The 26,224-nt window shown below is 70.7% G+C and carries 24 protein-coding genes and 1 pseudogene; 6 read left to right on the forward strand and 19 right to left on the reverse strand.

Features of this window, described 5'->3' with window-relative positions; all coding sequences use genetic code 11:
* Positions 1-295 precede the first annotated feature (295 nt).
* The 6 genes and pseudogenes from ACZ5CR_RS15490 to ACZ5CR_RS15515 all read right to left on the reverse strand — a co-directional run.
* A complete protein-coding gene (locus ACZ5CR_RS15490) occupies positions 296-1,243 on the reverse strand; it encodes a streptomycin biosynthesis protein (RefSeq protein ID WP_468857603.1) in 948 nt (315 codons plus the stop codon).
* Between the two features lie 422 nt (positions 1,244-1,665).
* On the reverse strand, positions 1,666-2,721 hold the full coding sequence (gene aroF, locus ACZ5CR_RS15495) for a 3-deoxy-7-phosphoheptulonate synthase (RefSeq protein ID WP_468857605.1): 1,056 nt from the start codon (positions 2,719-2,721) through the stop codon (positions 1,666-1,668).
* A 107-nt stretch (positions 2,722-2,828) separates the two neighbouring features.
* Positions 2,829-4,118: a sensor histidine kinase gene (locus ACZ5CR_RS15500; protein WP_468857607.1), complete on the reverse strand. Its 1,290-nt coding sequence runs from the start codon at positions 4,116-4,118 to the stop codon at positions 2,829-2,831.
* Between the two features lies 1 nt (position 4,119).
* Complete coding sequence (locus ACZ5CR_RS15505) at positions 4,120-4,773, reverse strand: response regulator transcription factor (protein ID WP_468857610.1); 654 nt, start codon at positions 4,771-4,773, stop codon at positions 4,120-4,122.
* A gap of 358 nt (positions 4,774-5,131) precedes the next feature.
* Positions 5,132-7,447, reverse strand: coding sequence for a helix-turn-helix transcriptional regulator (locus ACZ5CR_RS15510; RefSeq protein WP_468857804.1), 2,316 nt, complete (start codon positions 7,445-7,447; stop codon positions 5,132-5,134).
* Between the two features lie 177 nt (positions 7,448-7,624).
* Positions 7,625-8,065, reverse strand: a pseudogene (locus tag ACZ5CR_RS15515) (ATP-binding protein); the annotation flags it as partial.
* Between the two features lie 547 nt (positions 8,066-8,612).
* Between ACZ5CR_RS15515 and ACZ5CR_RS15520 the strand changes: the two are divergent.
* The gene (locus tag ACZ5CR_RS15520) at positions 8,613-9,398 is read left to right on the forward strand and encodes an SAM-dependent methyltransferase (RefSeq protein WP_468857612.1); all 786 of its coding nucleotides are present in this window, start codon (positions 8,613-8,615) and stop codon (positions 9,396-9,398) included.
* 76 nt (positions 9,399-9,474) lie between these two features.
* Here ACZ5CR_RS15520 and ACZ5CR_RS15525 read toward each other — a convergent pair whose 3' ends face one another.
* The gene (locus tag ACZ5CR_RS15525; RefSeq protein WP_468857614.1) at positions 9,475-9,882 is read right to left on the reverse strand and encodes a winged helix-turn-helix transcriptional regulator; all 408 of its coding nucleotides are present in this window, start codon (positions 9,880-9,882) and stop codon (positions 9,475-9,477) included.
* 103 nt (positions 9,883-9,985) lie between these two features.
* Here ACZ5CR_RS15525 and ACZ5CR_RS15530 point away from each other — a divergent pair, with 103 nt between their 5' ends.
* Complete coding sequence (locus ACZ5CR_RS15530; protein ID WP_468857616.1) at positions 9,986-10,894, forward strand: alpha/beta fold hydrolase; 909 nt, start codon at positions 9,986-9,988, stop codon at positions 10,892-10,894.
* A 4-nt stretch (positions 10,895-10,898) separates the two neighbouring features.
* Here the strand turns inward: ACZ5CR_RS15530 and ACZ5CR_RS15535 are convergent, their stop codons facing one another.
* Both ACZ5CR_RS15535 and ACZ5CR_RS15540 read right to left on the reverse strand, forming a co-directional pair.
* Complete coding sequence (locus ACZ5CR_RS15535; RefSeq protein ID WP_468857618.1) at positions 10,899-12,062, reverse strand: FAD-dependent oxidoreductase; 1,164 nt, start codon at positions 12,060-12,062, stop codon at positions 10,899-10,901.
* Between the two features lie 46 nt (positions 12,063-12,108).
* Positions 12,109-12,810: a TetR/AcrR family transcriptional regulator gene (locus ACZ5CR_RS15540; protein ID WP_468857620.1), complete on the reverse strand. Its 702-nt coding sequence runs from the start codon at positions 12,808-12,810 to the stop codon at positions 12,109-12,111.
* A gap of 239 nt (positions 12,811-13,049) precedes the next feature.
* On the opposite strand from ACZ5CR_RS15540, the gene ACZ5CR_RS15545 reads away from it, so the two are divergent.
* The 4 genes from ACZ5CR_RS15545 (at position 13,050) to ACZ5CR_RS15560 (ending at position 15,549) form a co-directional block, all read left to right on the forward strand.
* A complete protein-coding gene (locus ACZ5CR_RS15545) occupies positions 13,050-13,523 on the forward strand; it encodes an ATP-binding protein (RefSeq protein WP_468857622.1) in 474 nt (157 codons plus the stop codon).
* A 54-nt stretch (positions 13,524-13,577) separates the two neighbouring features.
* Positions 13,578-13,934 carry a DUF779 domain-containing protein gene (locus ACZ5CR_RS15550; RefSeq protein WP_468857624.1) on the forward strand — a complete coding sequence of 119 codons (357 nt, stop codon included), beginning with the start codon at positions 13,578-13,580 and terminating at the stop codon, positions 13,932-13,934.
* Between the two features lie 199 nt (positions 13,935-14,133).
* A complete protein-coding gene (locus tag ACZ5CR_RS15555) occupies positions 14,134-15,318 on the forward strand; it encodes a phosphodiester glycosidase family protein (protein ID WP_468857627.1) in 1,185 nt (394 codons plus the stop codon).
* Positions 15,319-15,381: 63 nt separating this feature from the next.
* Positions 15,382-15,549 carry a hypothetical protein gene (locus tag ACZ5CR_RS15560; protein ID WP_468857629.1) on the forward strand — a complete coding sequence of 56 codons (168 nt, stop codon included), beginning with the start codon at positions 15,382-15,384 and terminating at the stop codon, positions 15,547-15,549.
* Between the two features lie 36 nt (positions 15,550-15,585).
* Here ACZ5CR_RS15560 and ACZ5CR_RS15565 read toward each other — a convergent pair whose 3' ends face one another.
* From ACZ5CR_RS15565 to ACZ5CR_RS15610, 10 genes are all read right to left on the reverse strand, one after another.
* On the reverse strand, positions 15,586-17,166 hold the full coding sequence (locus ACZ5CR_RS15565) for a hypothetical protein (RefSeq protein WP_468857631.1): 1,581 nt from the start codon (positions 17,164-17,166) through the stop codon (positions 15,586-15,588).
* Positions 17,167-17,250: 84 nt separating this feature from the next.
* On the reverse strand, positions 17,251-17,445 hold the full coding sequence (locus tag ACZ5CR_RS15570; protein WP_160503040.1) for a hypothetical protein: 195 nt from the start codon (positions 17,443-17,445) through the stop codon (positions 17,251-17,253).
* 157 nt (positions 17,446-17,602) lie between these two features.
* Positions 17,603-18,460, reverse strand: coding sequence for a phosphatidylinositol-specific phospholipase C/glycerophosphodiester phosphodiesterase family protein (locus ACZ5CR_RS15575; RefSeq protein ID WP_468857633.1), 858 nt, complete (start codon positions 18,458-18,460; stop codon positions 17,603-17,605).
* A 135-nt stretch (positions 18,461-18,595) separates the two neighbouring features.
* Positions 18,596-19,288: an ABC transporter ATP-binding protein gene (locus ACZ5CR_RS15580; RefSeq protein WP_468857635.1), complete on the reverse strand. Its 693-nt coding sequence runs from the start codon at positions 19,286-19,288 to the stop codon at positions 18,596-18,598.
* A complete protein-coding gene (locus ACZ5CR_RS15585; protein ID WP_468857806.1) occupies positions 19,281-20,195 on the reverse strand; it encodes an ABC transporter ATP-binding protein in 915 nt (304 codons plus the stop codon). The genes ACZ5CR_RS15580 and ACZ5CR_RS15585 overlap by 8 nt, the downstream gene beginning before the upstream one ends.
* An 86-nt stretch (positions 20,196-20,281) precedes the next feature.
* The gene (locus tag ACZ5CR_RS15590; protein ID WP_468857637.1) at positions 20,282-21,160 is read right to left on the reverse strand and encodes an ABC transporter permease; all 879 of its coding nucleotides are present in this window, start codon (positions 21,158-21,160) and stop codon (positions 20,282-20,284) included.
* Positions 21,153-22,118, reverse strand: a complete 966-nt coding sequence (locus ACZ5CR_RS15595; RefSeq protein ID WP_468857638.1) for an ABC transporter permease — start codon at positions 22,116-22,118, stop codon at positions 21,153-21,155. The genes ACZ5CR_RS15590 and ACZ5CR_RS15595 overlap by 8 nt, the downstream gene beginning before the upstream one ends.
* A 32-nt stretch (positions 22,119-22,150) precedes the next feature.
* Positions 22,151-23,764, reverse strand: coding sequence for an ABC transporter substrate-binding protein (locus tag ACZ5CR_RS15600; protein ID WP_468857640.1), 1,614 nt, complete (start codon positions 23,762-23,764; stop codon positions 22,151-22,153).
* A 124-nt stretch (positions 23,765-23,888) separates the two neighbouring features.
* The gene (locus ACZ5CR_RS15605; RefSeq protein WP_468857642.1) at positions 23,889-25,043 is read right to left on the reverse strand and encodes an acyl-CoA dehydrogenase family protein; all 1,155 of its coding nucleotides are present in this window, start codon (positions 25,041-25,043) and stop codon (positions 23,889-23,891) included.
* Entirely contained in the window at positions 25,040-26,221 is a 1,182-nt protein-coding gene (locus tag ACZ5CR_RS15610) for an acyl-CoA dehydrogenase family protein (RefSeq protein WP_468857808.1), read from the reverse strand. The genes ACZ5CR_RS15605 and ACZ5CR_RS15610 overlap by 4 nt, the downstream gene beginning before the upstream one ends.
* Positions 26,222-26,224 lie beyond the last annotated feature (3 nt).

Genomic DNA, 26,224 nt, shown 5'->3' on the forward strand with positions numbered 1-26,224 from the left:
TTACAGAACAGGGCTCGCTGATATGGCGTGCAATTCACTCACCCGCAGGACGATACCTTTCTGCATTCCAGCCATCCAGGCCCGGAATTTGGCACGGCAATGCACCCGAGCAGAAATAACAACACGCGTGATTGCGCAGGGCGAACCGGCCCAGCAGAGAGAAGTGGCTGAGCAGGTAGAAGCGGTGGAGCAGGGCAGTGCTCACCTGGAGATGTCGACGGTCGTGGACATTCCGATGATTTACGAGACCCGGCGTCCAACCGGGCAATCTGCCCACTTGGACGCCCACGACGCCCTACGCCGTCTCGGCGACCTTGCGCTGGACGCGGACCGCGACCTCCGCCCACATGTCGGCGCACTCGTTGGCCAGGTGGGCCACGATCCGGCCGCAGTGCGGCGGCGTCTTGTCGATGATCTCGTCCCATTCCTCCGCGCTGATCGAGTGGAAGTTCAGCAGCCGCAGCAAGGTGCGGCCGGTCTCGCTGAAGCGCAGCGCCGGGTCCGCGTTGAGGCGTTTGATGACCGCGGCACGGTCCTGGACCGCGTCACGGACCGGTACGACGGTGGGTCCCGTGCCGCTCCTCGGGGCGCTCGTGAGGCCTTCGCCGCTGCCCCGTTTCCCGCGCTGCGGCAGCGGGTCCTCCCCGCGCATCATCCGGTTGCGTACGTCGCGGACCGTCTCCGGGGAGATGGACGCGACCCGCGCGACCTGACGCAGGGACAACTGGGGGTTCTGCGCGATGAGTTCGCTCGCCACCCTGCGCCCCTCGGCGCCGTTGACCGGGCGCACCCGCCCGTCGTGGCCGATCCTGCTCGCTTCGCCGGCCTGCTCGGCCGGGGCCTGTCTGCGGATCTCCGCGACGGTGCCCGGCGCGATGCCGCTCACCGAGGCGATCATCCGGTCCGACCACTGCGGGTGCGAGGCGATGATGCGCCCTGCGGCACGCTTGCGATCCGCCGTGGTCAGCGGCAGACCGTGCGTGACGTTGGACTCGACGGCCAGGACGAAGGCGTCGGCCGTACCCCCCTCGAAGAACTTCACCGCGATCTTGCGTTGCCCCCGCAACTCGGCGGCCCGCAAGCGGTGCAGTCCGTCGATGACGCGCATGGTCGAGCGGTGCACCGTGATGGGCGGCAGCGGACTCTGCACCACTGCCAACGCTTCCACGTGTTCCTGGTCTATTCCGGAGATGCGCGGTGAGTCGGCCGTCGACAGCGAACTGATCTCGATTTCGACGACCATAAGATGGTCTAACTGCTCATGCCCGAGTATTGCCAACTCAAATCCCCCTAGCGATCTGATTCCACCCGTGCGCGCATGACCACCCGCCGGTCAGAATCGGCGCGGCATACGGGAGAGACCGACCATGAAGGGAAAATTGACGCACACCCGGAATGCCGGTGCCCCCGGTGTCCGGGTGACGAACGAGGTGCATGGAAATACATCACCGCCACCGCGGTGATGAGCCCGATCCGCACACCCCTCGTCGATTCGCGGAACTACACCCGCACTCGACGCTGCTTCCCCTCCGTTGGGATTTTTCTCCGGTCCTGAACAAGAGCGGAATCCCACTGGTCGAACCACGCTCACCCTAACAACGCGCTTACAGGCCTGGTACCCCTCACTAGCAGTATTGATCTAGAGCTGGAAACCCCTATTCACCCCTATCGGGCGCCCAGTGCGGCCCCGGCTCGTGCCGGAGGCTGCGTCAGCGTGCGGCCCATCAGCGGCGACAGGACCGTGGCGATGTTCGCGAGCTCGCCGATCTCCGCCCGGGACACGGCCTGATCGCCGTCGCAGAGCGCCGTACCGGGGTCGGGATGTACGTCGATGATGACGCCGTCCGCGCCGACGGCGACGGCGGCACGGGTGAGGGGGACCACGAGGTCGCGGCGGCCGCCCGAGTGCGAGGGGTCCACGATCACCGGCAGGTGGGAGAGACGCTGGGCCACCGGAACCGCGCTGATGTCCAGGGTGTTGCGGGTGGCGGTCTCGAACGTACGGATGCCGCGCTCGCAGAGCACGATGTCGAGGTTGCCCCGCTGCGCGATGTACTCCGCCGCCATCAGCCACTCCTCGATCGTCGCGCCGAAGCCACGCTTGAGCAGCACGGGCCGCCCGGCCGCGCCGACCGCCTGAAGGAGCGCGAAGTTGTGCATGTTGCGGGTGCCGATCTGCAGCATGTCCGCGTAGGGGGCGACCAGTTCGACGCCGGCCGGGTCGATGACCTCGGTGACCACCGGGAGCCCCGTCTCGTCCCTGACGTCGGCGAGGATCCGCAGCCCCCTCTCGCCGAGGCCCTGGTAGGCGTACGGGGACGTGCGCGGTTTGAAGGCCCCGCCGCGCAGCAGCGAGGCCCCGGCCGCCTTGGCCAAGTGCGCTGCCGCCAGCGCCTGTTCGGGGCTCTCCACCGCGCACGGCCCCGCGATCACGGTCAGGGTGTCAGGCCCGATGGGTACGCCTCCCACCCTGACCACGGACCGGTCGGGGTGGTGCTCCCTGCTGACCAGCTTGTACGGCACCGAGATCCGCACGACGTCGAGGACACCGCGCCGGTTGGACAGATTGAGGGAGTCAAAGGCGTCCACGTCTCCCACGAGACCGACGATGGTGCGCGTCACGCCGCGGCTGACGAAGGCGTCACCGCCCGCCGCTCGCACCAGTTCGACGACCGCGTCCACGTCCTGCTGTGTGGCCTCGGGGGCCATCACGACCACCATGTCGGTTCCTCCCGTTGTCTGGTACGGCTTCGCCGTGTCCGGTGGCGCCTGCGGACGGGGGGATCCGTCAAGCGCCGTGACAACGCTAAGAGTTCGCGGCCGGACCCTCAACGGATTGCCGGGTCATCGTCCAACTGCGCAATGTCCCGGCCGCGTTGGAGCGGGACCGTCCGCGGCGGGAAGGAGACCTCGATCACGAGTCCGCCACCGGGGCGGGCGTGTGCGCTGATCACGGCGTCGTGAGCGGTGGCGATGGCGCGGACGATGGAGAGGCCGAGCCCGTGATGGCCGTCGCCCGCGGTGCGGCCGAGCCGCTGGAACGGTTCGAAGAGCTGCTCCACCTGGTCGGGCGGCACCTCGGGCCCGGTGTTGGCCACGGCGACGACCGCCCGCCCGGCATCGGTGCGCGTGGTGATCTCCACCCGCCCGCCGGGGGTGTTGTAGCCCATCGCGTTGTCCACCAGATTGGCCACGAGGCGTTGGACGAGCGCCGTGTCACCCGACGCTTCGGCGGGCCCGATGGTCGTCTCGATGCGCACGCTCCGTCGCCCCGCCTCCGGGCGCGAGGCCTCCACGACCTCCTCGGCGACGGCCGCGAGGTCGAGCGGTTCGCGGTGGTCGAGGCCGCGCTCGCTGCTGGACAGGGTGAGCAGCGACTCCAGGAGGCGGGCCTGCTGCTCGCTGATCGCAAGGAGCCGTTCGAAGTTCGACCGGAACGATTCACGGGTGGCGTCGCGGTCGATGAGGGACTCCTCGAGGAGCGCGTGCTCCAGGGTGAGCGGCGTACGCAGCTCGTGCGCGGCGTTGGCGACGAAGCGTTTGTGGGAGTCGAGAGCCGTCTCCAGGCGGCCGAGGAGTCCGTCGACGGTGTCGGCGAGGTCCTTCAGCTCGTCGGCCGGACCGACGACGGCAAGCCGCTCGTGCACGTTGCGGGCCGAGATGCGCTGGATGCTGCCCGTCATCGTGCGCAGGGGACGCAGGACGCGCCCGGCGACCAGCCAGCCGAGGACGATCGCGATCACGGCCATGATCGCCAGCGCGATGCCCGACTGGACAAGGAGGTGGTCCATCTCGATCTCGTGCTGCCGCAGCGCCTGGTCGCGCAGTTGCTGCGTGATGTCGTTCAGCTGGACGGAGGAGTTGGCCTCGGGATAGCCGAGGTAGAGCCGCCCGTCCGCGCCCGGCGAGAGCACGGGTTGGCCGCCCCGGTTCTTGACGAGGACGAGGTTGGCAGGGGTGCGGGCGACGAGCAGATTGGTGATGGCGAGCAGCACCACGCCCGAGGCGACGAACAGCACCCCGTACAGGAGGGTCAGGCGGACGCGGACGCGCCGTGGCAGCAGTCGGCGGACCAGTCCCTGTGACACGGTGACGAGCGAGCGCAGGCGCATGGGCATCTCAAATCCGGTAGCCGCCCCGGGGAACGGTCTCGATCACGGGCGGGTCGCCGAGCTTCGGGCGCAGACGGTTGATGGTCGCCTTGACCGTCGTGGTGAACGGATCGGCCGCCTCGTCCCACACCCGCTCGAGGAGTTCCTCCGCCGGTACCACTCGGCCCTGGGCGGCTAGCAGGTACTCGAGTACCGCGAATTCCTTGGGTGTCAGCGCGAGGCGCACTCCGGCACGCGACGCGATCCGCTGGGCCGGGTCGAGCCGCAGGTCGCCCTGTTCGAGGATCGGCGGCAGCGCGGGCTGCGAGCGCCGGGCGAGCGCGCGGATGCGGGCGACGAGTTCGGCGTACGCGAAGGGCTTGGGGAGGTAGTCGTCCGCTCCGAGGCTGAAGCCCTCCACCCGGTGGGCGATCGTGCCGGACGCGGTGAGCATCAGGACCCGGGCGTGCATCGGCTGGGTGGCGAGCGCGCTGCACACCTGGTCGCCGTGGACTCCGGGGAGGTCCCGGTCGAGTACGACCACGTCGTACTCGACAACCATTGTGCGCTCCAGTGCGTCCGACCCGTCGTACACGACGTCGACCGCCATCCCTTCGCGGCGCAGCACGCGCGCCACCGAATGTGCGAGCTCGGCGTGATCCTCGACCACCAGTACCCTCATCGCCCACCCCTCGTCCGGCACGTCACGAACGGAGGGGAGGAGGGGCGGACAACGCCGCCGCGGCAGAGGCTGATCATGCGGCACCACGTTGCCCGATCCCACGTCACACACCGGTCACAGCTCCGGCGACGGCCCCCCGCCAACGTGCTCTCGTGTTCGACCTTCCGCTGACGAAAGCCTACCGCCGCGGTGGCGGATCCTCCGGTCACAGATTCGCGGACCGCAGTGTGACCGCCCGCCGCGTAGAAACGGAAGCACGTTCGCAACGCCCGTACCTGGAACGCCCGTACCTGGTCGGAGAGAGGAGATGCAGGCCGTGGTCACCAACCCGCACGGCGACCCGCATCTCCCGCATCCTCTACACGACGCGAAGACGGTCGCAGGCCCCACCGTCCTTCCGCCCCTCGCGGTGCCCCTCCCGGCGCCCCTCCCGCCTGCCGGGCACCGCGACGGGTACGGGAACGGGGCTGAGTTTCGCCGCCAGGTCAGCCCGGCGTTGGACGGCGAGCTTGCGGTAGGCGCGCGTGAGGTGCTGCTCGACGGTACTGATCGTGATGAACAGCTTGTCGGCGATCTGCCGGTTGGTGTGGCCGCGGGCCGCGAGCGTCGCCACGCGCAGCTCGGCGTCGCTGAGCTCGTCGGCCTTGCGGCGGGCGCCGGACGGCCATGGCTCGGCGGCGGTGAGGGAGTTCCCGGTGTCGGCCACCGACGACACCCTGGGGACGGGAACCCCGCACTCCCGTCCCAACTGCTGTGCCTTGCGGGCCAGTGCCCGTGCCTGACCGCTGTTGCCGAGCTCTCGATGGGCGCGGGCCAGCTCGTCCGTCGCGCGCGCCAGCTCCACGCGGTGGCCGCGCTCCCGCAGGATGTCGATGGCTTCGCCGAGGAGCGGCAGCCTGCGCCCCGGGCGGAGCGCGCTCGCGAGGACCCGCAGCGAGACGCCTCGCGTCCACGCCTCCGGTCCGGGCTTGCCGCCGGACAGGACCAGTTGCTCCTGCGCGAGAGTCCGGGCCCGGTCCTCGTCACCGAGCAGCAGGTGGGCCTCGGCCGCGTCGGTCCGCCACGGGACGAGGGCGGGCAGGTCGAACTCCCAGCGGGCCATGAGGTCGCCGCAGGTGTGGAAGTCGTCGAGCGCGGCATAGGGGCGTCCGGCGGCGAGGTAGTAGTGACCGCGCGCCCGGAGGTAGAGCAGTCCGTCGGGGGTGTGGAACGCCGTCTCCGGTATCGGGACGCCCAGTTGGGCCGCGGCCTCGTCGAGCCGTCCCATGGCGGTCTTGGCGTAGACCGAGGTGGCGATCGGCGAGGCGATGGCCACGCCCCAGCCCTCGGGGGGTACGAGCGTGACCGCCAGGTCGGCCGACTCCGCCGCGGCGGCGAGCCCGCCCAGCCTGAGTTCGATGCGCGCCTTGGCCGCGGCGAGCAGGGCCTGCCACATGGGTGCGCGACGCTCGGCGGCTTCCTCGCACAGGGTCTCGCACCAGAAGGCCGCCGTGTCCAGACGGTCCGCGAGGACAAGGGAGTTGAGGGCGACCATGAGCGCCGTCAGCGTGCCGTCGTCGAGGCGGGTGCTCTGCAGGATCTGCTCCGCCCGGACCACCACGTCGTCGCCCGCGCCGTCGAGAACCGACTTCATCAGGGTCGCCGCACGCTGATGGGGACTGCGCGCCGGAGTCCGCGCGCGCCGCTCGGTTTCGCCGTGGCGGGCACGGGCGCGCGCGGAGCCGGGGAGTCCCGGATATTCGTACGCCATCCAGGACCGGACGGAGTCGAGCCCGCGCGAGGCTTCCGCCTCCGGCTGCCGGGAGACTTCGGCGCCGGTCCCGGTGCCGGTGCTGGTTCCGGTGCCGTTCCGCTCTGCGGCGCCGAGTATCTCCAGGGCCGGGTCCACCTGGCCGAACCAGAGCAGGTGGCAGACGAGTTCGAGGGTTTGCCGGCGGCCGAGGCCGCCGTCGAGCGCGTCGGCGGTGAGCTCGGGCAGATGCCGGGCGGCGGTGGCCGGGTTCTGCCGCCATCCGGCCCGGGTGAGCGCCTCCCTGATCGCCACGGACTGCCGGGCGTCGGTGCAGGTGTCGCGTGCCGCGCGCAGGCAGGTGAGGGCCAGCTCGACCTCGTCGTCGGCCAGCGCGCGCTCGGCCGCTTCGAGGAGCGTGCTGAGCGCCCATGGGGCGTCGATGGGCTCGGCCGCGATCAGATGCTGCACCACCACGGTCGCCGCCTCGCCGTGCTCGTGCAGCACTTGGGCGACGCGGGCCTCGAGGCGGGCGCGGTGTGCGGGCTCCATGCTCCGCAGGACCGCTGTCTTGCCCGCTTCGTGGCGGAACCAGCCGGAGTCGAGCAGCCCCGCGTCGTTCAGGGCGCGCAGGCTGCGGTGGACCGACTCCCGGCTGGTTCCCAGGACTTCCACCAGTTCGGCGAGCGGCACGTCCGGGCCGACGACCGCAAGGGCCCACGCGGTGTGCCGCGTCGACACGTCGTTGCGGAACAGGCCGGTGGCGACGGCCCGTGCGAAGGCCTCGCCCGGCACGAGGCCCGTGGTGCCGCAGCCGCCGCCGTCCGCCGCACGGCGGTCCTCGATCAACGCCCGCGTGAGGAGCGGGTTCCCGCCGCCCGTCCGATGGAGCTCCGAGACAAGCTGGCGCGTCCCCCACCCCTCGCCACCGAATCCAGAGATCATTTCGGCCACTCCATGCCGCCCGAGTGGCCCGAGCCTGATACTGCGGCAGCCCGGCAGACGCAGCAAGTCAACGTGCAATCGCGTTTTTCCGGCCAGAAATCCGCTGTTCTCTCCCAGGACCACCAGAATGCGGCTGGCGTCAAGTCGACGCGCCAGGTACAGAACGCATTCCAGGGAGTGCCTGTCGGCGTGATGCACGTCGTCGATGCTGAGGACCACGGGCCTTTCTCTGGCCTGCTCCAGGACAATCCCGCAGAGCTTGGGAATCTCATTCATCATGGCGGCCGGCAACACCCCCTCGGCCCGCCGAATCTGTGCGGCCACCGCCATCAGCTCCACGAGGCGGGCCGCCCGCTTGGCGTCGGCCCCCGACAGATCCGCGCCGAGCAGCAACTGCCCCATCACGCCAAGAGGCAGATCACTCTCCGCCTCTGACGCCGTGGCCTGCAGGAACAACGCACCCGCAGCATTTGCGCGTTCACTGAACGCGCGCAACAGCGCGGTTTTCCCGCTGGCCACCGCGCCGCTCACCAAGAGAACTCCACCATGCCCCGCCACGCAGGCGTCGAGCATGCCATCCATGATCGAGAATTCTTCCCCACGCTCCACCAAGTTCATGAGCCGACTTCTCCCCCGTGCCTGACGGCTGATCCTAGAGCGGCCGGACGGTCAGCCGGTTCTCACCTTTCGACTTGCCCGGCCACTTGCTTGAATACTCTGCCATATCTGAAAATCAACCACCAGCGTTATTTGACTCAATGGTGTCGAATAACCGTCGTGAACGCGCCACTCGGCCGATGACCGGACCTCCCTGTTCCATATCGACGACAAACTCCCGCGATATTGCCGGAGACACGGAAAACAATGGATTCTCGGATGGTTCTCCCGGAGCCGCGCAAAGAGACGCCAGAGACGGCGGACAACCCCTGTGACGGTTGAACCGACAGAACGATTGGCGCGATCGCCACGGCTCGGCCGCACGGGGCGTGACTGATTCATCACCCTCGCGCACTTGCGACGGCGTCCGCATCGCCCGTCGCTTCCCCACTGTGTGCGACGCATCCGTGACCTGCGGCGATCGGCGCCCAACACCCCATGCTCAAGGTGATGTTGCTATGGCAGACTGCGGCCATCCACGCGTCACTCAGCAGCAACGGAGTACGTCATGAACGCAGATGCGCCCAGGCAGACGATCGACACAAGCCACCCGCATCCCGCGCGTGTCTACGACTGGCTGCTCGGCGGCAAGGACAACTACCCCGTCGACGAGGCGGTGGGCGAGAAGCTGCCGCCCGAGGCGAAGGACGCCGCGCGGCAGAACCGCGCGTTCATGAACCGCGCGGCCGCCTGGCTCGCCTCCCAGGGCGTGGACCAGTTCCTCGACATCGGCACCGGGATCCCCACCGCGCCGAACCTGCACCAGATCGTCCAGGACGTCGTGCCGTCGGCGCGGGTCGTCTACACCGACAACGACCCCATCGTGCTGCGCCATGCGGAGGCCCTGCTGGTCAGCCGTCCCGAGGGGATGACCGACTACATCCAGGCGGATGTCCGCGAGCCGCAGGAGATCCTCGACCACGCCCGCACCCTGCTCGACTTCGAGCGCCCGATCGCCCTCTCCCTGATCGCGCTCATGCACTTCCTGCCCGACGACCAGGACCCGTACGGCATCGTGGGCACACTGGTCGGCGCCCTGCCCTCCGGCAGCCACCTGGTCCTCTCGCACGCCTCGTCCGACATCTTCCCGGAGCTGTCCGCGCAGGTCACCGCGGAGTACGCGAAGGGCGGCATCGAGCTCGGCTTCCGCACCCGCGCCGAGTTCGGCCGCTTCTTCGACGGCCTCGACCTCGTTGAGCCGGGCCTGGTGACGGCCACGGAGTGGTTCAAGGACACCGCGCGGCCGGACACGGCGGACGGCGGGATCTACGCCGCGGTGGCGCGCATTCCCTGACCCGCACGAGAGTGCCGGTCACCTGGTCCGGGGCGCAGAGGCTCAGGGTGAACACTGAGCCTCGTACGCCTCGGCCTCAGCCGTCACCCGAGCCGTCGGCCGCCGCTTCGCTGCGCTCATTGGCGCGGTCGATCTCCACCATGTGCTCCTCCGCCCACGCCCTGACCGCGGCGAGCGGAACCTCCAGGGAAAGCCCCAGGCCGGTCAGCCGGTAGTGCACGCGTGGCGGCACGGTCGGCTCCACCCGGCGGGCGACCAGGCCGTCGCGCGCCATGCCCTGCAGGGTCGTGGACAGCATCTTCTGCGATACGCCCGGCATCCGGCGCCGCAGCTCGGCGAAGCGCACCTCGTCCGGCTCGGCCTCCGCGAGGATCTTGACCGCCATCGACGTCCACTTCGTACCGATGCGGTCGAGGAGCCGACGCGTCGGGCATGCGGGATCGAAGAGATCGCCGCGCGTCCCCGCCTTGGGAGGGGTGGTCACTTCGGGCTCACCACCTGTCGAGAAAGTGCCTTCTTGGCAGGCCAGGCACGGTTACCTAACCTCATGCAGTCACCAATGGTAACCACATCGGAGCCAACCCACCATGCGCCTCCCCCCAGCTGAACCCGCCACCCCTGCGTCCGCCGTCTCCCCGCCTGGCATCTCCCTGCGGCAGATCACCACCAACGGCATCACGGCCAATGTGGCGATCGCCGGCACCGGCCCCGCCGTCCTGCTGCTCCACGGCTTCCCCCACACCTGGCAGCTCTGGAGCGAGGTCATACCGCGGCTCGCCCTGCGGCACCGCGTCATCGCCCCGGACCTGCGCGGACTCGGCGCCAGCACGCGCGCGGCCGACGGCTACGACGCGGGCACCCTCGCCACCGACGCCGAAGGTCTCCTCGACGCGCTCGGCGAGCGGAGTGCGGCGGTCGTCGGCATCGACGCGGGCACGCCGCCCGCCTTCCTTCTCGCACACCGACGGCCCGATCTCGTACGCGGGCTCGTCGTCATGGAGTCACTTCTGGGACCGCTGCCCGGCGCGGAGGACTTCCTCGCCGGTGGCCCGCCGTGGTGGTTCGGCTTCCACTCGGTGCCGGGGCTCGCCGAGCGCGTCCTGGCCGGGCACGAGGCGGAGTACGTCGACTGGTTCCTGAGCGCCGGCACGCAGGGCCGCGGTGTCCCCGAGTACGCCCGGGACGCCTTCCTCGGCGCCTACACCGGCCACGACGCTCTGCGTTGCGCCTTCTCCCACTACCGGGCCATGCCCACGAGCGGGCGGCAGATCCAGGACGCCGCCGCACACGCCCGGCTCACCGTGCCGACGATGGCGATCGGCTCCCACCCCGTCGGAGCGGCACTCGAACGGCAGCTGCGCCCCATCGCCGACGACCTGACCGGCCACCTCATCGAGGACTGCGGCCACATCATCCCGCTGGACCGCCCCCAGGCCCTGCTCGACCTGATCGGCCCTTTCCTCGCCGCCGATCGCCCCGGCCGGGAGGCCCGGTGACCGGCTAGTGACCGGCGAACATGTCGAGAAGGCCCTGCGGCGCGTCGTCCCGGAAGCAGCGGACGAGGCTGTCGGCGGACTCGGCGGCGGCGTTCTCGCCGCGCGGGAACAGCGCCTCTTCGTAGGCGGCGAGCGCGGCTTCGGTGTCGCCGGGGCGCGCGGCGATGGCACCGGCGAGTTCGGCTCCGTCGAACATGGCGAGGTTGGCGCCCTCCCCCGCGAAGGGGGACATGAGGTGGGCCGCGTCGCCGAGCAGCGTGACGCCCGGGACGCGGTCCCAGCGGTGGCCGATCGGCAGGGTGTGGACGCGGCGCGGGATCAGCGCGCCGTCGGCGTCGGCGACGAGCGCCTGGAGGCTCTTGTCCCAGTCGGCGAAGTGCTCGAGTACGGCGGCCTTGGCGAGGTCGGTGCGGTCGGGGGTGAAGTCGATGGAGGAGATCCAGTCCTCCGGGGCCTTGAGCGCGGTGTAGATGTGCAGGCTTCCGTCGATCTCGCGGTGGGCGAGGAATCCCTTGCCCTCGCCGAGCGCGAAGAGCATGCCGTCGCCCACGACGGCGGCGCTGTCGGGGTGACGGACGTCGGCGTCGACCAGGTCCACCTCGACGAAGGAGATGCCGGAGTAGGCGGGGGAAGCGTCCGAGACCAGGGGGCGGATCCGGGACCAGGCCCCGTCGGCGCCGATGAGCAGGTCGGTGGTGAAGGCGGAGCCGTCGGCGAGGGTCACCTCGTGGCGACCGCCACCGAGCGGACGGGCCCCGGTGACCTTCGCACCCCAGTGAACGGCGCCGTCGGGCAGCGAACCGAGCAGGAGGTCGCGCAGTTGGCCGCGCTCGACCTCGGGGCGCCCGCCGTCCCCGTCGTCCGACTCCTCCATGCGGACGACGGCGTCCTTGTCGAGGACGCGCATGGCCTGGCCACCGGAGTGGATGAGCGCGCGGAAGTCTTCGTACAGCTCGGCGGCGCGCAGGGCTGCCTGCCCGGACTCCTCGTGGATGTCGAGCATGCCGCCCTGGCTGCGGGCGGCCTGTGACGCCTCCAGGTCGTACAGGGCGGCGTCGATGCCGTTGACGTGCAGAACGCGGGCGAGGGTAAGGCCTCCGAGGCCCGCGCCGACGATGGCGATGGGGTGATGAGGCCGGTGCGCGGTGCGGGAGTGGTGGGCGGTCATGGCGTTGCTCCTTGGCGTGGCGGGGGTGCGGTGGGGGTGTCGGCGCTCAGCTCCGGATGCCGTCGGCCGGGACGGGCGTATTCAGGATTCCGTTGATCAGCGCGCGGAAGCCCCAGGAGACGCGGGCCTCCGGTCGGCCGGAGAGGAGCTCGGCAGCCAGCCCGGCGACGTGCGGATGTGTCTCTTCCGACGCGCCCCTCAGCGCTCCGGCGACCGCGTCCCACTCGCCCTGGGCGGCGCCGGGGGCCCGGTCGTCCGGGGAGTGCTCGGCGGCGGTCGCTGTGGCGTACTGCAGCAGCAGGTCGACGCCCCAGGCCGCCTGCCCGGACGGGGCCCCGCCCTCGTCGAGCAGGGCGAGCAGCGTCTCGATCAGACGCAGGTAGTGCTCACCGCTCGGCCGCGCCACCAGCGCGGCCCTGGCGAGGCCGCGGTACCGGAAGAGCACGGCGGTGTAGGAGGTGAGCACCTCCTCCAAGCGCTCGCGCCAGTCGCCCCCGTCCGGCGCCGCCTCGACCGTGCCGAGGAGCTCGTCGAGGATCGCCGCGTGCAGCTCGGCGGTGTTGCGGACGTAGACGTAGAGGGAGGCGGGCCCGGTGTCGAGCTCCTGGGCGAGCCGACGCATGGTCACCTTGCCCAGGCCGTCGGCGCGCGTGATCTCCACGGCGACGGCCACGATCCCGGCCCGTGTCAGGGCCGGTTTCGCCGGGCGCTCACGGCGGCTGCGCGGGGCATCGGAATCAGCTGTCATACGACCAGCGTAACGAACATGTTCGTCACGAGCACGTTCGGAGCGAACATGTTCGCCCTGACATCGCTCACAGGGTCGCGCGACGCTGTGACATCCGCGCTTGCAGGGGCTTGGTTGGCGATCAGCAGGGGCGGGCATCACCGTGGGGCAGGATCGACCACGCAAGACATGCCGGGGGCCCGGTGAGTGGATCCCGTCACGAACGCACCGGTTGTCCCAGGGGAGGGAAGTGAGTCGCCATGCGTGCGTACCAGCGCGCCCATCGGCACGTCGCCCGTGTCGAGTACGCACTGCCACAGGAAGCCGCATCGGCGGGCCGGGCGCGGAGGTTGACCTCCGCGTTCCTGACCCGGCCCCGTCGGCATCTGACGGAAGTGGACGCCGAACGGGTGGACGACGCCACGCTGATCGTGTCCGAACTCGTCACCAACGCCACCCAGCACGGCCACAGCCCATGCCGCCTGCGCCTTGAGGTGTCCGACGACCACGTGACCGTGGAAGTCCACGACGCGAGCCCCGTCGGCCCACGGGTCCTCAAGCCGAGCACCGAGCGGGACAGCGGACGGGGCCTCGCGATGGTGCGGCACCTCGCCGCGCGCCTCGAGGTCGTCGGCAGCGGCCGCCACGGCAAGGCGGTCCGTGCGGTGCTCGCCCTACGGCACCTGGAGCCCCGGCCTCGGCTGCAACGTCCGCGCAACCTCGTCCGGAGTTGACTGGGCCACCGCCTCGATGGCGGCCCGGTGACCGTGACCAAGGAGCGGCAGCCCATGACCGACGACCCGCGCGTGGAGCTGACCCCCGCCGCAGCCGATCTGCTGCGGCGGCTGCGGGAGGCCCACGGACCGCTGATGTTCCATCAGTCTGGCGGCTGCTGCGACGGCAGCGCGCCCATGTGCTTCCCGGAGGGCGAGTTCCGGACCGGCGACTCCGATGTGCGCCTGGCGTCGCTCGACGTCGCAGGCGTGGCGGAACCGGTCGCGTTCTGGATGTCGAAGAGTCAGTTCGACGTGTGGAGCCATACCCGGCTGATCGTCGACGTGGTGCCGGGCCGTGGCAGCGGCTTCTCGCTCGAAGCCCCGGAAGGCGTACGTTTCCTCATTCGTTCCCGGCTGATCAGCGCCTAGCCACCGGCCTTGCACCCGTCCGGCGGTGCCCTCTGGTGCGCTCTCCGACCGGCGCTCACACTGGGGCAGTTGGTCGGCCAGGGCGACTTCAGGGGGCACGGTGGCGACACGGCACAAGCAGACCTCAAGACGGTTCAGAACAGCGAGAGTCGCACTCTCGGCACTGACGGCATTCGGCACGCTGGCCGGTGCGGCTCTGATGGGAGCGGCACCGGCCGGCGGCGTGGAGGCGGACGGAAAGACGGTCCCGTCGCGGATCGCGCCGGGCGTGCAGTACTGGCACTTCGACATCCCGGCGTCCCACGGCACGACCCGCGCGCACGTACTCGACATCGACCTGAACGATCCCCGGACCGGCGTCGGACTGCTCTATCCGGGTGAAGTGGGCGCCCGTTCCGCCGTCTCCACGCTCGCGGACGGGGCGGGAGCGGTCGGCGGGATCAACGGCGACTTCTTCAACATCTCCGAGGGCCAGCATCCGGGCGTCGAAGCCACCGGCGCGCCCGTCGGCCCGGCGATCGCGCAAGGCCGCGCCCTCAAGGGTGCGGTGCCGGACGGTCAGCGCTTCGGCCCCGCGATGCCTCCCGGTGTGACCACCCAAGCGGTGCTCGGCGTGGGCTTCGACCGCCGGGCCCGCCTGGACAACCTCCGGCTCGAAGGCGAAGTACGCACCCGCCAGACCCGGCTGCCGCTCGGCGGGCTCAATCAGTACGCCCTTCCCGTGGGTTCCGTCGGCGCGTTCACCAGCGACTGGGGCAGCACCTCCCGGGTGCGCTCCACCTGCGGCACCGACACGAATCGCGGCGCCCCCTGCAGCACGGACACCCATGAGGTGACGGTGCGCGGCGGGCGTGTCGTGGAGTCGGCGGACACGCCCGGCAGCGGAGCCGTCGCCGCCGGCACCACGGTCCTCGTCGGGCGTGAGGCGGGCGCGCAGGAGTTGCGCAAGCTCTCGATCGGCGACCGGGTGCACGTGTGGCACCGCCTGGTGGCGGCCCAGTCGCACATCCCGTTCCGTTTCGCGCTCGGCGGCTTTCCGGTCCTGCGCGGCGGCGCCCCGCTGCCCGGCCTCGACTCCGTCACCTCGGCCGTGCGGACGGCTGCCGGAATCTCCGCCGACGGCAGACGCCTCCTGCTCCTCTCCCTCGACGGCTCCCCCGAGTTCCGTACGGGGCTGACCATCGCCGAAGTGGCTCAGACGCTCCAGGGGTTGGGCGCGCGGGAGGGCTTCAGTCTGGACGGCGGCGGTTCCTCCACCCTGGTCTCGTCCGCCACCCTGGTCGCGAGGGCCCCGGGCGCGGAGGCCGTCACCGTACGCAATCACCCGAGCGGCGGCGCCGAACGCCCGGTGGCGAACGGCATCGGAGTGTTCTCGCGGGGCTAGGACTCGCCCGCGAGGCCCGAGCTGCGTGCCACCCTCTTCCGGATCCTCGCGGACACCCTCGGCGTGAAGCTGATCGGTGACGTCGAGGACAGCAAGGGACGCCCTGGCGTCGCCTTCGAGATCAGGCGGTCGACGATCGGGTACGCGACCGGGCAGGGCAAGGACGTGAAGTACCGGACGACGGACCGCTACACCTGGCTGAGCCCGGGCCCGGCCGACCGCGTCGGCTGAGCCTCGGCCCATCGTGCGCGTGCGGGCGGGGCACCTTCACCCGGTGTCCCGGACCGCCACCAGACCGTTGAACACGCCCACGTACGCCGTGCCGTCCGGCCCCAGGGTGACCGGCGCCCAGTTGTTGTCGTACGCGATGCCCGTGCCGGCGAGACGCTTCCACTTGGTCTCGCCGGTGCGGAAGTCGACGGCCGTCAGGTACCAGGCATCGATGCCGAGGCTGTTGGGCTCCTTCGTGTAGAAGTACAGCAGTCCGGAGGCGGTCGACAGTTTGGGCACGTTCGAGGGGGCGCGGACGTCGCTCTCCCACACGGTGTCGCAGCCGCTGCCGTCCTCGCGTACGTCGATCCTGCTGACGCCGCCGACGACGCTGCGGCCGAAGGTGAGCGAGGTGATGTTCTCGTAGCCGTAGTTGTTCTCGACGACGAGGCTGTTGCCCCAGGTGATCAGCGAGTTGTCGGTGGTGGACGCGCCGGAGCCGAAGACGGGGACCTTGCACACGAGGCGCTTGTCGTCGGCGACGTCGGCGTCTCTGCGGTAGACGAGGACGTTCATGCGGTCGTCGGCGTTGTCGGTGATGGCCACGTAGTCGGCGTCGCCCTTGCCGAAGAGGTCGGGCGTGGTGCCCGAACCCTGGTTCACCGAGCCGGGCTTGGTGCCTGTCCCCCGGTCGTAGGTCTGGCGCCAGACGGCCTTCGGGGTGCCGTCCCCGTCGGCCCGGAAGCTGTAGAGCGCGTGGTCGGAGACGATCGACACGCCGTCCTGCGCGACGGAGAACGAGTTCTGGATCTCCTCGCCGTCGAGCCGGATGGAGTGGATGTCACCGGACCCGGGGTCGACCGTGCCGACGCGCCCCTGCCGGGTCACCCACCAGATGCGGCCTTCCCAGTCGGGCATCACCGAGGTGACCGGGTCACATTCGCCACTCGGGTAGAGATGTGACCAGGTGACGCAGTCGTGCGGGACGTGCGCCGTCAGATCCCAGTCCTTGTCGACGACGAAGCGCCAACTGCCGTCCGCCGCCTGCTCGTGCGCGAGCCGGACGATGTGCTGCCGGGAGTCGGCCAGGACGAGCCGGTCCTCGTCGTCGAGATACGAGTAGGCGCCGCCCGAGGTGTCCTTGAAGATCTTCGAGAAGTCGAGGCGCGTGATGGCCTCGACGGTGGAGGGGCGCTGCGGCAGCTTGTACTCGGCGAGCGTCGTCATCGTGTCCGGGGCGAGCAGCTTGACCAGGAAGCCGGTGAACGTGCCGCAGACAGTGACGATGCGGCCGTCCTTGTCGAAGGTGACGGTGGCGCACTCACCGCCGAGCGCCGCCATCTTCTCGCTGCTGACCTGCGGCTTCTTCCCCAGGGGTCCGTTCCAGGGGTACGTTCCGCTGCCCGCCGCGTCCGCGTGCATCCCGCTGCGGCCGTTGGCTGCCAGGTACGGGTGCTGGGGTGGCTGTTCGCCGGGCAGGGGGCGGGCGTCCGCGGGCCCGCCGGTGTACTGGTCGACGAGCCTGTGCCCCGGCGCCTTCGGTATGTCGTCCGCCTGGGCGGGATACGCGAAGGACGCGCCGAAGACCGTGAGCGCGGTCAGGGCGAGGGCACTGCTGAGGGTTCTGCGACGCGGCATGCGCCGAAGCTAGGGCCAGGTCCCTGAAGTGTCCATGGAAAGATGACAGTTGTTCATGAACACGCAATGATCATGACTGAGCGATCACGGTTGCAAGCCGCTGACGATGTCCGCGGCGGCCGTGACCCCGTTGTGAATGGTCGGCGCCATGCTCGAACTCGCCAGATAGAAGCCGAGCAGCGCACAGACCAGGGCGTGCGAGAACTTCAGTGCGCCGTTGCGCAGAAAGACCACCGCCAGGATCACCAGCAGCAGCACCACAGAGACCGAAATGGCCATGGGGACAACCTCCTCCGCCGCGTCAGCACCGCGGCTCTGGGCCGAGTGTGGCGCAGCGAAGGGACCGTCCGGGCGACCGGCATGTCCTCCGAACGGGTGTTATGTGCCGGGGCGTTGCTTCAGCCGAACGGCATCCGAACCGTATCCGGGCCGGGAACTACTGTCCGTGGGCTTCGAGGAAGGCCTCGAGCCCCGCGAGGTCGTCCGTGTTCAGGTGGTCGACACCGGCGGCGAGGAGCTCGCCCCACACCGCGTCGCGTGCCGGTCCCGCCAGATCCGGTGTCGCCCAGAAGCGGACGCGCTGCCCGCGCTTGTGGGCGGCCGAGACGATGCCGCGCAGCTTGTCGCGTTCGGCGGCGGGAATCTCGCCGACTCCCTGCCAGCTGAAGTTGAGCGTCCAGTTGTCGCTGATCAGCGGGATGAGCGAGGCAGCCGCCGCGCTGCCCAGGTCGGCGAGGCGGCCGTCGTAGAAGGCGCGGCGCACGCGCTGTGCCTCCATCGGCGCGCGGGCCGCCCGGTCGCCGGATATCACCGCCGTCACGGGGCCGCGGCGCACCTTGCCGTAGGAGTACGTGGTGAACAGGTGCCGGTAACGCCTCAGGTGACGGTCGAGTTCGAGGTACGTCGCCGCGCCCTCGGTCTTGATGTCGATCAGGAGTTGAAAGGGGGTGCGGTGGTGACCCCGGTACACGGACCCGCGGTTGGCGCGCACACGGGCGGCCAGGGGGTCCAGGTAGAGCGATTCGAGGGTGCGGGTGGGGTCGAGGTCGATCGGGTCGTGCGCGACCAGGAGTTGGCCGTCGACGAGGTAGATGTCGGCCTCGACACTGCCGAAGCGGTGGTCGAGCGCGTCGAACAGAGGCCGGGGGTGGTCGTAGTCGTTGTGCGCGTGGGCGCGGGTGAGGGGGCGGGGGCCGTGTCCGCGCTCGCTCGCCTGGGCGTACGCGGGGACGGCGGCGGTGCCGGCGAGTGCGGCGCCAATGGTGAGGGCTCTACGACGGGTGACAAGTGCCATGGAGACTCCAGGAAGGGGCAGGGACGACGGGCGGGCCTCAGTGAGTATGAGGCCATGCCCGCGTCAAGAAACCCCTCACAGAGCGGAGTTGGCGCTTTCGACGCTTTGCGTTGACTCCGGGAATAGCGCGCCGCCTCACGCCCGTCCCGCAGCACCTCGGGCCACGTTCTCATCGGCGACAAGATCGCCCCAGTGGACGGTCCGTTCGCACCAGCGCTCCAGGAGCACCCGGTCGTGCCCGACAGCGAGCAGCCCCGCGCCGCTCCCCCGCCGGTACTCCTCCACGGCGTGCACGAGTGCCGCCGTCGTCGAGGCGTCCAGCATCGCCGTCATCTCGTCGCAGATCAGCCAGCGCGGCCGGAGCACCAGGGCGCGGGCCAGGCAGGCGCGCTGCAACTGGCCGTCGCTCACCTCGTGCGGCCTGCGGCTCAGGAGGTCGTCGCCGAGTCCGACTGTGGCCGCCAGTTCCCGTACACGTGCGGCGGCTTCGCTCCCGCGCCCGGTCGCGCGGAGCGGTTCGGCGATCAGGTTCGAGAGAGTGAGGCGCGGGTCGGCGGACAAGCGGGGCTGCTGGAAGACGACGCCGAAAGCGGTGCGCTGGGCGCGGGGAGCACGGTGCCGCCAGCCGCGCGCGGGCTCGCCGTCGATGACGACACGACCCGCGTCGGGCTTGTGGAGCAGGGCGGCGACCCGGGCCAGGGTCGACTTGCCGCAGCCGCTGGGGCCGAGGAGGCCGACGGAGGCGCCGGGCGCGAGGGTGAGGTCGACGCCGCGCATGACGGGGGCGCGGCGGTCGTATCCGGCGGTGATGGAACGGAGTTCAAGCACGGGGCGCCTCCAGCACGGCCGCCGGGTCGGGGTGGTGGCAGGCGACGCCGCTCACGGGTCGCGGCACGGCTTCGCAGGCCTCGTCCGCCCTGGGGCAGCGCGCCGCGAACGCGCACCCCGAGGGCAGCGCGGAGAGTTCGGGCGGCATGCCGGGGATGGGCGTGAACTCCCGCTCCGGTAGGGCGTTCAGGAGGCCGCGCGCGTAGGGGTGCCGGGGCCCGGGGGCACCGAAGAAGTCCTCGGCATCCGCGATCTCGACGATGCGTCCCGCGTACATCACGGCGACGCGGTCCGCGATGCGTTCGGCGGCGGCCAGATCGTGGGTGATCAGGAGCAGCGCGCGGTCGTCGCCGACGTGCCGTCGCAGCTCGTCCACCGTGCGGTCGACGAGGTCGCGGTCGAGGCCCGTCGTCGGCTCGTCGGCGAGCAGCAGCGGCGCGTCACCGATGAGCGCGAGCGCGGTGGCGGCGCGCTGGGCGAGGCCGCCGGAGAGCTCGTGCGGGTAGCGGTCCAGGTGTCCGGCGGGGAACGCGGCACGCTCGGCGGCGGCCTCGGCTGCACTCCGCAGCTGCGGGCGGCGTACACCCGTCAGCTCCCGCAGGGTCTCCTCCAGCTGGGCGCGGACCGTCCGCACCGGCGTCAGGTGCGCGGCCGGGCTCTGCGGTACGAGACCGACGCGGCGCCCCCGGACCGTGCGGGCCAGGGTGCGTTCGTCGGCGGTCGGCAGGTCCACGTCGCCGATGAGCGCGGACCCGGCCGTCTCCGCGTTCCGCGGAAGGAGTCCGAGCAGCGCGGACGCGAGCACGGACTTTCCGCAGCCGCTCTCGCCGACGAGGGCCAGGCACTCCCCCGCCGCCAGGTCGAAGTGGGCGTCGGTGACGGCGGAGACGAAGGTGGCGCCGCGCATACGGAACCGTACGGAGAGACCTCGTACGGAAAGCACCGGGGACGAAGGAGATGAGGGCGAGAGGGACGGGTTCGAGACGGGCTCGGTCACAGCATCAGCTCCGATCGGCGCCGGGGATTGATCCGTTCCCGCCAGGCGCCCGCGAGGCCCGCGATCGCCAGGGTGGGCACGATGATGAACAGGCCGGGGAAGAGCGTCGGCCACCAGTCCCCCGCGAGGAGCGAGCCGCGCGCGCTCTGCACGAGGGTGCCAAGGCTCGCCTGGTGGGTGGGGAGTCCAAGTCCCAGGAAGGACAGCGCGGACTCGTGCCAGATGGCGTGCGGCACCATCAGGACGGCGGCGAGTCCGGCCTGCGGAAGGACGCCTGGCAGCAGATGGCGCAGGGTGACGCGTATGCGGGAAGCGCCGCCGGAGATGGCCGCGTCGACGTACGGACGCGAGCGCAGCGACAGGACCTCGGCGCGCACGATGCGGGCCGTGGACAGCCAGTGCGTGAGCGCGACGGAGACGACCACCGGCCACACGCCGGGCCGGAACATCGCCACGATGAAGATGCCGAGCAGCAGGTGCGGTACGGACGAGAAGACGTCCACGAGCCGCATCACGACCCGGTCCACCCAGCCGCCCGACGCGGCGGCGAGCGCGCCCACGGCCGTACCGATGACGGTCGCCACGACCGCCGCCACCACACCCACGAGCAGCGAGACCCGCAGCCCGTACACACAGCGCAGGAGCAGATCGCGCCCTACGTCGTCGGTGCCGAAGGGGTGTGACCAGGAGGGTGGTTGAAGCTTGGCCGCGAGGTTCACGGCCTGTTCGTCGAGGTTCACCAGCGGCGGTACGAGGAGCACGGCGAGCACGATGGCCGCGACGATCACCGCGGATGAACGCACCCGCCACGCGCGCGTGGAGCGAGTTCGGGAGGCGCCGCCCGAGGAGGGGCGCCACGTCGTCGTCTCAGCCATCGAATCCCACCCTCGGATCGGCGAGTCCGTACAGCAGGTCGGCGAGGAGGTTGCCCAGGAGTACCGCCACCGTGGCGAGGACCGTGAGCGCGGCGAGCAGCGGGAAGTCCACGGCGGTCGCCGCCGACACGGTGGCCGCCGCGATGCCGGGCCAGCTGAAGACGGTCTCCACCAGGAGCGCCCCGGTGATCAGTTCGGGCACGCGCGAGCCGATCAGGGTGAGTACCGGCAGCATCCCCGAGCGCAGTGCGTGTCCCAGGAGCACGGTCCGCTCGGCGAGGCCACGCGCGCGTGCACCTCGGACGGGGTCGTCACCGAGTGCGTCGCCGACCCCTTGGCGTACGTAGAGCACGAACCACGGAAGCTGCGAGATCGCCAGGACGGCGGCGGGCAGCACGAGATGGCTCGCGACCTGTCCGGCCGTGACGGCCGAGCTCGCGGTGTCCGTGAGCCCGCCCGATGGCAGCACCCCCAGCTTCAGGGCGAAGAGCCAGACGGCGAGCAGGCCGATCCAGAACGGCGGCGCCGCTTCGAGTGTGTACGCCAGCGAGGTCACGGCGCGGTCGAGCCAGCCGCCGGGGCGGCGCGCGGCGAGGACGCCGAGCGTGGTGCCGACGAGGATGGCGAGCAGGAACGCGGTCGCGGCGAGCAGGACGGACCAGCCGATGCGTTCACCGATGACGTCGGAGACGGGCTGGCGCAGGGTGCTCGAGTCCCCGAGGTCGCCGCTCACTGCCGACGTCAGCCAGTGCCACCAGCGCTGCACGAGCGGCTGATCGACGCCGAGGTTGGCGCGCAGCTGGTCGAGGTTCTCCTGCGACGCGGTGAGTCCGGCGGTGCCCGCGTACGCCTTGACGGGGTCGAAGGGGGACGCGGCGGCGATCACGAAGACGCCGAAGGTCACGGCGAGCAGGACCGGGACGGCGAACAGGGCCCGCCGTCCCGTCATGCGCGCCATCGGCCCCCAGGGGAGCTTGTGGAGCGCGGACCTCACTGCTCGGGCTGCCAGTCCTCGACGTTCCACCACGGCCCGGAGGCGAGGCCGTGGTCGTGCGGCTCGGTCTGGGTCGTCAGGTCGCCGAAGCGCTTGTCGACGACGTAGAGGTGGTCGATGTGGGTGAGGAAGGTGTAGCCGGGGTTCTTCACGAGCTCACGCTGGACGGTGTCGTACGCGGCCTGCCGCTCGGCGTGGTCACCGCTCTCGCGGGCCTCGTCGAGCGCCTTGTCGACCTTGGGGTTGTCGTAGTGGGCCATGTTGTTGAAGCCGTCACCGGCGAGCGAGGACTTCAGGAGCGTGTACTGGTCGAAGTCCGGGTCGGCCGGGGAGCCGCCGCCCGCGAGGACCGCGTCCTTGGGCATGCGCGGCTGGATGACCTCCCACGTACCGGCCTGCACCGCGACCTTGATGCCGAGCTTCTTGGCGTCGGAGGCGTAGGCGAGCGCGTGGTCCTGGCGGAGCTTGTCGCCGGAGAGGTACCAGAGCGGGAACGCGGCCTGGACGCCGTCCTTCTCGCGGACGCCGCCCTTGCCCGGCTTCCAGCCCGCCTTGTCGAGGATCCTCTTCGCCGCGGCGAGGTCGTGCTCCCGCTCGGTGCCCTTGGTGAACCAGGGGCTGTCGGTCGGGACCGGTCCGTAGGCCTCCTTGCCCGCGCCGTCCAGGATCGAGTCGACCATCGCCTTGCGGTCGACGCCGGTGTCGAGCGCGCGCCGGATGTCGGCGTCGCCCGCGACCTTGTTGCCGGTGGGCAGGGTCACCACGCGGTAGTCGAAGGTCTTGGCGGCGTACGAGGCCAAGTTGCCGTCGTTGTCGTCGTTCTTGTACTTCTTCGCCAGGTTGGGCGGCAGGATCGCGCCGTCGAGCTCACCGGCGTCGAGCCGGGTGGCCCGGATGTCGTCGTCCTTGATGATCGCCATGGTGAAGTTCTTGACCTTCGGGGCCCCGCCCCAGTAGCCGGGGTTGGCCTTGAAGGTGAGCTTCTCGCCCTTGGACCACTTCACGAGCTTGTACGGGCCCGTGCCGACCGGCCTGGTGGTGAACTCACCGGTGTTCACATCCTGCTTGCCCGCTATGTGCTCGGGCGCGATCGGCAGGACGGTGCGCTCGGCGAACGGCGCGTAGGGGTACTTGAGGTGGAAGACGACGGTGTCGTCACCCTTCGCCTCGACGTGTCTGACGGCGTCGAGCTCGGTCTTGGCGGCGTTGTTGGTCTTCTTGTCGAGGATCGTCTCGTAGGTGAAGACGACGTCCTTGGCCGTGAAGGGCTTCCCGTCGCTGAACTTGACGCCTTCGCGCAGCTTGAAGGTGTAGGTCTTGCCGTGGTCGCCGACCTTGGGGAGCGCGGCGGCGAGCGCGGGCCTCAGCTTCATGTCGGCGTCGTGCGTGAGCAGACCGTCGAAGATCTTGGAGTTGCCGTCCTTGCCGTAGCCGAGGAGCGGGCTCAGGGTGTCCGGTTCGTACGCGATGCCGACGACCGCTGTGTCTTTGGCGGCCTTCGCACCACCCGCGCCCTTGCCGTCGCCCGGCGCCGAACAGGCCGAAGCGGCGACCGCCAATGAGGCGGCCGCCGCTACCGCGCCCGTACCCCGTATCGATCGGGCCCTCATGCTCCACACCCCTACTGAAGATCAAACGTTATTGCGAACGATTCGCAATTATGCCTGAAGTAATGGGTGGGTAAACCGCACGGGCCGTACCGAGTGGATCACGGTGACCGCGCCGTCGTCGGGGTCAGGGCGCGGGCAGGTCGACCAGTGCGGCCAGCTCCTCCCGGTGGCGCCCCACCGTGCCGAGCGCGATCGAGTCGGCCTTGGCCCGCTTGAGGTAGAGGTGGACGGGGTGCTCCCAGGTCATGCCGATCCCGCCGTGCAGCTGGAGAGCCTCCTCGGCGATGTGCACCGTGGCGGGCGACGCGTACGCCTGCGCGAGAGCCGCCGCGAGAGCCGCGTCCTCGCTGTCGGCGGCCAGCGTGTCGGCCGCGTTGCGGGCGGCGGCACGCATGTTGACCACCTCCAGCCAGAGCTGGGCGAGCCGGTGCTTGAGCGCCTGGAAGGAGCCGACGGGCCGGTTGAACTGATGCCGTTCCTTCGTGTGGCGGACGGTCTCGGTCAAGCACCAGTCGGCGAGGCCCAGTTGCTCGGACGCCAGGAGCCCGGCCCCCGCCCGCAGTCCTCGCCGTACGGCGGGTCCGGATTCCGCACCGACCACGCGCGCGCGTGCCCCTTCGAAGGTGACCGTGGCGAGCGGCCGCGTGAGGTCGAGCGAGGTCTGCGGCGCGATGGTCACGCCGTCCAGGGCCGCGTCCACCGCGAAGAGCCCGGCGCTCGTCGGCACGAGGAGCACATCTGCGGCGACCGCGTCGGCGACACCGGTGAGGCTGCCGTGCAGGGCCTGGCCCTCCGCCCGTACGTCGGGCAGGACGCCGCCCGGAGCGGTGGCCAGCGGCACGGTGAGCACGCCGATCCTGCGTCCCGACGCGAGCGCGCCCAGGAGCTCCCTCGCCGCGTCGCTGTCGCAGGCCAGGAGCGCCTCGGTCGCGATGACGGCACTGGTCAGATAGGGCACGGGCGCGACCGCGCGACCCAACTCCTCAAGGACGACGGCGACTTCGCGGTGCGTGGCCCCCTGTCCGCCGAGCTCGTCGGGCACGAGCAGACCGGCGAGACCCATACCGTCCGTGAGCGCCTTCCACAGCTCACGGTCGTGCGGCTCGGCGGACTCGGTGCGGGTGATCACGGCGGTGGCGTCGCAGTGGTCGGCGAGCAGACCGCGCACCACCGCGCGCAGCGCCTCTTCGTCCTCGGAGTACAGGAGGTCGCGCTGCGAGCTCTGTGATGTCGGCGTTGACGGCGTTGACGGTGTTGTCGGCGTTGACGGCGTGCTCATCGGGCGAGGTCCTTCCACGCGACGTCCTTGTCGGTGCGCGGCTCGGAGGGCAGCCCGAGGACGCGCTCGGCGACGATGTTGAGCAGCACTTCGCTGGTGCCGCCCTCGATGCTGTTGCCCTTGGCCCGCAGATAGCGGTAGCCCGCGTCACGACCGACGAAGTCGACCTTCTCGGGGCGCCGCATCGTCCAGTCCTCGTACAACAGCCCTTCCTCGCCGAGGAGTTCCACCTCGAGGCCGCTGATCTCCTGGTTCAGGCGCGCGAAGCCGAGCTTCATGCCCGACCCCTCAGGACCCGGGTGCCCCGCGACGAGCTGCTGACGAAGTCGCTCCCCGGTGACCCGGGCGACCTCGGCCTCGACCCACAGCTTGAGGAGCCGTTGGTGCAGGTCGTGCGTGCGCAGTTCGGGGCGCTCCCGCCAGGCGTCGACCACCGGGCCGATCATGCCGCCCTCGCGCGGGATGCGGGAGCCGCCGATGGACACGCGCTCGTTCATGAGGGTGGTCTGCGCGACCTTCCAGCCGTCGCCGATCTCTCCGAGGCGGTGCGCGTCCGGAATCCTCACATCGGTGAGGAAGACCTCGTTGAACTCGGCCTCTCCGGTGATCTGCCGCAGCGGGCGCACCTCGACGCCGGGGTCGGTCATGTCGCAGACGAAGTAGGTGATGCCGCGGTGCTTGGGCACCTCCGGGTCGGTGCGGGCGATGAGGATGGCCCAGCGGGCGGCGTGCGCGCCGGACGTCCACACCTTCTGCCCGTTGACCACCCAGGCGTCGCCGTCACGAACGGCGCGGGTCCCGAGCGCCGCGAGGTCGGACCCGGCACCCGGCTCGCTGAAGAGCTGGCACCACACCTCGTCGCCGACCCACAGCGGACGCAGGAAGCTGCGCTTCTGCTCTTCGGTGCCGAAGCGCAGGATGGTCGGTGCCGCCATGCCGAGGCCGATCCCGATACGGCGCGGGTCGTTGTCGGGCGCGCCCGCTGCCTCCAACTCGGCGTCCACGACAGCTTGCAGGGAGCGCGGGGCCCCGAGCCCGCCGAGCCCTATCGGGTAGTGCACCCATGCGAGTCCGGCGTCGAAGCGGGCTTTGAGGAACACCGCGCGCTCCGTCGTCGCGGGCGGATGCGCGGCGAGGAACTCCTCGGTGCGGCGGCGCAGTTCAGCGGCATCCGCCACGGC

It is taken from the genome of Streptomyces sp. NPDC031274 (assembly GCF_055570235.1).

Excerpts from the sequence above, each read along its gene's own strand:
- ACZ5CR_RS15490 (WP_468857603.1), bottom strand. The coding sequence starts at position 1,243 with ATGGTCGTCGAAATCGAGATCAGTTCGCTGTCGACGGCCGACTCACCG.
- aroF (WP_468857605.1), bottom strand. The coding sequence starts at position 2,721 with ATGGTGGTCGTGATGGCCCCCGAGGCCACACAGCAGGACGTGGACGCG.
- ACZ5CR_RS15500 (WP_468857607.1), bottom strand. The coding sequence starts at position 4,118 with ATGCCCATGCGCCTGCGCTCGCTCGTCACCGTGTCACAGGGACTGGTC.
- ACZ5CR_RS15505 (WP_468857610.1), bottom strand. The coding sequence starts at position 4,773 with ATGAGGGTACTGGTGGTCGAGGATCACGCCGAGCTCGCACATTCGGTG.
- ACZ5CR_RS15510 (WP_468857804.1), bottom strand. The coding sequence starts at position 7,447 with ATGATCTCTGGATTCGGTGGCGAGGGGTGGGGGACGCGCCAGCTTGTC.
- ACZ5CR_RS15520 (WP_468857612.1), top strand. The coding sequence starts at position 8,613 with ATGAACGCAGATGCGCCCAGGCAGACGATCGACACAAGCCACCCGCAT.
- ACZ5CR_RS15530 (WP_468857616.1), top strand. The coding sequence starts at position 9,986 with ATGCGCCTCCCCCCAGCTGAACCCGCCACCCCTGCGTCCGCCGTCTCC.
- ACZ5CR_RS15535 (WP_468857618.1), bottom strand. The coding sequence starts at position 12,062 with ATGACCGCCCACCACTCCCGCACCGCGCACCGGCCTCATCACCCCATC.
- ACZ5CR_RS15540 (WP_468857620.1), bottom strand. The coding sequence starts at position 12,810 with ATGACAGCTGATTCCGATGCCCCGCGCAGCCGCCGTGAGCGCCCGGCG.
- ACZ5CR_RS15545 (WP_468857622.1), top strand. The coding sequence starts at position 13,050 with ATGCGTGCGTACCAGCGCGCCCATCGGCACGTCGCCCGTGTCGAGTAC.
- ACZ5CR_RS15550 (WP_468857624.1), top strand. The coding sequence starts at position 13,578 with ATGACCGACGACCCGCGCGTGGAGCTGACCCCCGCCGCAGCCGATCTG.
- ACZ5CR_RS15555 (WP_468857627.1), top strand. The coding sequence starts at position 14,134 with ATGGGAGCGGCACCGGCCGGCGGCGTGGAGGCGGACGGAAAGACGGTC.
- ACZ5CR_RS15565 (WP_468857631.1), bottom strand. The coding sequence starts at position 17,166 with ATGCCGCGTCGCAGAACCCTCAGCAGTGCCCTCGCCCTGACCGCGCTC.
- ACZ5CR_RS15570 (WP_160503040.1), bottom strand. The coding sequence starts at position 17,445 with ATGGCCATTTCGGTCTCTGTGGTGCTGCTGCTGGTGATCCTGGCGGTG.
- ACZ5CR_RS15575 (WP_468857633.1), bottom strand. The coding sequence starts at position 18,460 with ATGGCACTTGTCACCCGTCGTAGAGCCCTCACCATTGGCGCCGCACTC.
- ACZ5CR_RS15585 (WP_468857806.1), bottom strand. The coding sequence starts at position 20,195 with ATGCGCGGCGCCACCTTCGTCTCCGCCGTCACCGACGCCCACTTCGAC.
- ACZ5CR_RS15590 (WP_468857637.1), bottom strand. The coding sequence starts at position 21,160 with ATGGCTGAGACGACGACGTGGCGCCCCTCCTCGGGCGGCGCCTCCCGA.
- ACZ5CR_RS15595 (WP_468857638.1), bottom strand. The coding sequence starts at position 22,118 with ATGGCGCGCATGACGGGACGGCGGGCCCTGTTCGCCGTCCCGGTCCTG.
- ACZ5CR_RS15600 (WP_468857640.1), bottom strand. The coding sequence starts at position 23,764 with ATGAGGGCCCGATCGATACGGGGTACGGGCGCGGTAGCGGCGGCCGCC.
- ACZ5CR_RS15605 (WP_468857642.1), bottom strand. The coding sequence starts at position 25,043 with ATGAGCACGCCGTCAACGCCGACAACACCGTCAACGCCGTCAACGCCG.